General features: G+C 37.8%; 5 protein-coding genes. All 5 read left to right on the top strand.

Annotation, left to right across the window (positions count from 1 at the left end):
• The coding region (locus ABZB17_RS20105) for a phosphoribosylformylglycinamidine synthase subunit PurQ (protein WP_372652986.1) at nt 1-554 on the top strand (554 nt) is incomplete at its 5' end.
• A 191-nt stretch (nt 555-745) separates the two neighbouring features.
• Nucleotides 746-2,827 (top strand): sensor histidine kinase, encoded by a 2,082-nt coding sequence (locus tag ABZB17_RS20100; protein ID WP_372652983.1) that lies wholly within the window; start codon nt 746-748, stop codon nt 2,825-2,827.
• Between the two features lie 90 nt (nt 2,828-2,917).
• A complete protein-coding gene (locus ABZB17_RS20095) occupies nt 2,918-3,502 on the top strand; it encodes a response regulator (protein WP_372652981.1) in 585 nt (194 codons plus the stop codon).
• A gap of 575 nt (nt 3,503-4,077) precedes the next feature.
• Nucleotides 4,078-4,683, top strand: coding sequence for a hypothetical protein (locus ABZB17_RS20090; RefSeq protein ID WP_372652978.1), 606 nt, complete (start codon nt 4,078-4,080; stop codon nt 4,681-4,683).
• A gap of 107 nt (nt 4,684-4,790) precedes the next feature.
• Nucleotides 4,791-5,412: Spi family protease inhibitor (locus ABZB17_RS20085; RefSeq protein WP_372652976.1), on the top strand; the 622-nt coding region annotated here is incomplete at its 3' end.

Raw genomic sequence — 5,412 nt, 5'->3', positions numbered from 1 at the left:
GGGCCGGAGCATTCAAATTCAACGAAAAAGCACGTGTTGCACTGGAGAAATTCTACCAACGTGAAGACACACTGAGTTTAGGAGTTTGTAACGGTTGCCAGGTAATGGTAGAACTGGGCGTTGTTTATCCTGAACACAGCATTCAACCAAAAATGTTACACAACGAATCGGGCAAATTCGAATCGTCGTTCCTGAATGTTGATATTCTTGACAATAAATCGGTGATGTTGGAGAATATGGCCGGCATGAAACTGGGAATCTGGGTAGCACACGGAGAGGGTAAATTCTACCTGCCGTTTAACGAAGATCAGTACAATATTCCGATGAAATACAGCAACGAAGGTTATCCGGGTAATCCAAACGGATCGCACTTTAATGCAGCATCGTTGTGTTCTGATGATGGCCGTCATTTGGTAATGATGCCTCACCTGGAGCGTGCTTTCAAACCGCACCTTTGGGCAAATTACCCTGCCGACCGAAAACTGGATGAGGTGGCACCATGGATTCAGGCTTTTGTAAATGCCAAAAACTGGATTGAAGAAAAAACGAAATAAAACATAACGAGTCATAGTATCACTTTGAGTGATGCTATGACTTCTGGAATGAAAGCCGCAACTCATTTTGGGTTGCGGCTTTTTTGTTTGGAACTATTTTAAATTAACGTAATGTTGAGCCTTATATAACAAAATACTTTTGGAATATGTTAAAATAATTATCTTTAAAATATTAATAGATAGGGGTTTCCATGTTACATCGATTGTTTAATGTTAAATACCAGATATATTGGATCGCTTTGGGAGTTGCTTTTTTGCTAACTATTCCCATAAGTTTTTTACTCCCTGATTTTACAGCGTATTCAGTAAAGCTGGTAGCTAAAGAAAGGGTTCCTGCCAATTGCGTCATCACTTATCATGATTTGGACTTCGATGGAAAGTCTGAAAAAATTGAATTTATCAAAGATTTTATGGGAACACCGGCAATTTTGGTAGAAAGTGGTGGAAAACTTCTGTATCAGAAGAATTTTAAGGGCGAATTTGTTAAAGGTTCTTTCTTTTGTGTGGATGATTGTAACGCTGATGAACGATGTGAAATACTTTGTTTAACCACTCAGAATGATTCTGTTTTTCTTCATATAGTTGAAGGAATAACAGGTGATTTCAAAACAAAAGAATTGTTTGTAACTACTTTTCAAAAGCATGCAGGGAATCCTGATTACGGAATTTACTTTCCTGCAATGGAAGATCTGGATAACGACGGGTATAAAGAGGTTATTTTACCCTTTATGTGTGGGTTTACTGCCGCCACCCGGAAAGTATGTATTTATGATATTTTTCACAAAAAACTAAAAACATCTCCATTGTCAGGAACAGCAATAGGCAGGAATATGTACTATGCTGACATTGATAATGACGGAAAGAAGGAGCTCATGGGAAGTTCAGATGCCTACGACAATTGCGACGAAGAGTATCCTTTCTCAGATCATTTTGCCTGGTTGATGGTATTGAATTCAGAAGCCCGGTTTTTATTCGATCCGATAAAAATAGGAAGTTACTCAACAACAGTGGGGACTTGCCCTTTGTTTGATGAGAATGGACAGGCAGCGCTTGCTGTTTTTTCAAAACATATTGGTAATAGTGGCGATACTTCGTTTTTGGGGCTGTATAACGCGAAAGGTGAAGTGCTTCGTAAAAAAATGATTCCCTATCAGCAAAACCTTCGGAATGCAACTTTATATGTAAACTATCCCGCAGATTATCCTCAAGAACTAATCATTTACCGCGAAGATGGTTTACTTGAAACGTATAATCAAAATTTAGAACTAATCAACGCTGAACAATCGGTGTCGCACAATGGAAAATTGGGAGAGCTGGACGTGGATGGTGATGGTGCAAAGGAATACATTCTTAAGGACAGATCAAATCTTAACTATTGGATTACCCGTGATGATTTTAGCGCCCCGGCTAAACTTCCCGGCTTATCAAAGTTTCTGACAGGAAATAGCTATTTGTCTGTGGTTGAACCGGATAAAAATACCTTTTCAATACAGAACGAGGGAGATTATTACACGTTTTCGTATCATAAGAACCGCCTATACCGTTGGCGATTATTGACAAACATACTGTTATTCTCTTCAGTATATGGGGCAGTTTATGGTATTGGTTTTTTATTTCAGTTTTTTATTAAACGGCGTTACGAGACTGAAAAGAAAATTGCACAAATGCAGTTAGTTGCTATTGAAAATCAATTAAATCCCCATTTTAATTTAAACGTTTTAAATTCAATCGGAGCATTGTATGAAACGCACGAAAAAGAAAAAGCACAGTACTATTTCGGGAAATATAACAAGCTGTTAAGGCAATCACTTTTTCAGTCGGGGCAGTTAACGGTTTCATTAACAGAAGAGTTGGAGTTTACCAAAAATTACCTCGAACTGGAAAAACTCAGGATGAATGAAGGTTTTGAATATAAAATTGTAAATGCTGATCACTTGCCCGAAATCGATATTCCTAAAATGTTGATCCATACTTTTGTGGAAAATGCCATTAAACACGGCTTAAAGCATTTAAAAGGAAAAGGTTTGCTTTTGATCGAATTTATGCAGCAAGCGAATAACTTGAAAATCATCATTTCCGACAACGGAATCGGAAGGGAAAAAGCAAAGCAATACTCATTAATGAGTACCGGTAAAGGTATGGAAATAGTAAATAAAAGTCTCGATTTGTTTTTCAATACACAGGATATTCGAATTGAATATAAAATAAATGATCTTTATACCGAGGCAGGAGAAGCGGCTGGAACACGTGTTGAAATTAAAGTGCCACTTTAAATGGGTACGTCATGTTGAACTGGTTTCAGCATCTGCTTAAAAACGTTAAGACATTGATATTTCCGGGATATAATGACGAAAACAAAAATGATGGAAAAAACAACAGCGGTATTAGTCGACGATGAAAAGCAATCCCTAAACCGGATGGCCGATTTGCTTAAATTATTCCCACATGTAGAAATACTGCACAAAGTAGCTGATCCCGAAGTGGCAATTGACCGAATTGTGAGTTGTAAACCCGGTCTTGTTTTTATCGATGTTGAAATGCCCGGGATGACGGGGTTCGAGGTGGTAAAACGAATTCGCGAACAATTTGTATTTCCCGAGTTTATTTTTGTTACCGCTTACAGCCAGTATGCTATAAAGGCCATAAAAGCAGAAGCTTTTGACTATTTGCTGAAGCCCGTAGATATTGATGATTTGCGCGAATGCCTTGAACGGTTTAACCAAAAGAAAAACCACTTTCCACACATTGAAAACTCGGTGTTAAGCGAGCGCGAAAAAGAAATTGCCCGACTGCTTTGTAAAGGACTTACCTCGCAGCAAATTGCTGATCTCCTCTTTATTAGTAAACATACTGCCGATACGCATCGAAGACGAATTCTTGACAAATTAGGCGTGAGGTCGACTGCAGAGCTTATTGTTATGTGGAATGGAATTTCTTCATGGGCATAACAATCTGCCATTCCTTCCATTGTTAGCCTAAATTTCTAGCCCCTTATTTCTGATAGCCTTACTTCAATTGAAGATGGTATTTATACCCATAAAGTATTATCAGTATTACTCATAATGATTAGTATAAAGCGTTGAGGAGTAAGTATTTTTAAATCAGAAAATTAATCCTGAATTATTGCTTGCACCTTTTACTATGTTAAAAACCAGAGTTAATCAATTAACCAAAACAAACCATTGTTATCCAACCGAGCTTATTCCTTTACACATCACTATTTCAGGGGACATTGAATCGAAACATGCTCATTTTGCCGATAATCACGCAACAAATTCCGCTAATTGCCACTCAATTCGTGAGAATCAGTGTCTGAATACCAATATTCAGACATCAACTCCCGGTAATCAATCATTAAAAACCGGGAACCACTTATCAAAAATCAGGAATCAAGAAGCAATTACCGCCATTTACCGGATAAAAACCATTAGTGGGAACTTGCAATGTGCAGTAATTCAGTGTTTAGCGCAAAATCCTTTCAACGGTTTACTATACGATGTACTAACTTTTAAACATTATTATCATGGGAAAAAATTCTAAAGATTACATTCCATCCGACAAGTACCAACTTGAAGCATGGGCAAAACAATTTGCAGCTACAGTAATTAACAATGTTGGAAAATATGGCATTAGTCAGGAACAGGCCGATGCCATAAACAGTGCCTCGCAGGAATACTCGGGCGACCTGGTTACCGAGAAACAACTGGTCGACCAGAAAAACCAACAGGTTAAACTCACTCAAACCGACCGCAAAACCCTGGTGAAACTCAGCCGTAACATGGCCCAGTTTATAAAAAACAACCCCAATTACACCGACAAGGTAGGTAAGGAATTTGATATTATAGGTGCCGAAGTACACCACGACACCGATAATGCCCAACCGGTACTAAAAGCCAAAAAGGTGCCTCACGGCTGGGAATTTTCCTTTGGCCTCGAAAGTTATTACTCGGGAGTAAATATTTACCGCAAACGCCCCGGCGAAGAAAACTTCTCGTACCTCGCTACCGATACCCGCAGCCCGTATGTCGATAACCAGCAAATGGAAAACGGCACCCAGTATTACGCTTACTTTATTCTAGGCGATATAGAAGTGGGTCAGCAGAGTGATGTAGTTACTGTAGGGGTGTAAAAATAATGACTGATTAACATTTCCAGGAGCTTTGCTTTGGAGAGGGTTAATCTGCACATGTATTATTGAATTGTATTTAAACTAAGAGGTCTAAATCTATTTTTATTATGAAAAGATTATTTATTTTTCTTTTTCTCAGCTCCACCTTTATATGTTCAGTTTATAGTAATTCTGTTGATACTATAACAGCAAAAACTGTAGCCACGAATTTCTATCTTGCAAGAATTTCACAGAGCTCTCAATTGAAATCACGAAGTTTGTCCGAAGAAGGAATTGAACTTAAATTGTCACATCAAGAGTTTGATTATGCAACAAATTTAAAAAGCCTTTCTGTACCATACTATTATGTTTTTAACGTAAATGATAATGATGGCTTTGTTATTGTTTCTGCTGATAACCGTACAGTTCCAATCTTAGGATATTCTTTTTCTGGAAAGTTTGATCAAAATGATAGTCTGCCACCTGCTTTTATTGAATGGATGAATCATTACAAGAAACAAATTAATTACATAAGATCGAGCAATAAAGATCCAGTAACAGACATTAATTCTGAATGGTCAAAATATTTGACAAAAAACTCATTGAAAAGTTCTTCCATTATTGAAGAAGTACTTCCGTTGTTATCGACAGAGTGGGATCAGACTTGTAGTTATAACAGATATTGTCCAGAAGATTACTCTGGGATCTGGTCATATCTTGATTACTGTGGACGAGTACCTGTTGGCTGTG

This window comes from Draconibacterium sp. (genome assembly GCF_041583095.1).
Taxonomy (GTDB): domain Bacteria; phylum Bacteroidota; class Bacteroidia; order Bacteroidales; family Prolixibacteraceae; genus Draconibacterium.
The sequence above is the reverse complement of the archived record's forward strand: the minus strand, read 5'-3'. Positions and strand labels throughout refer to the sequence as shown.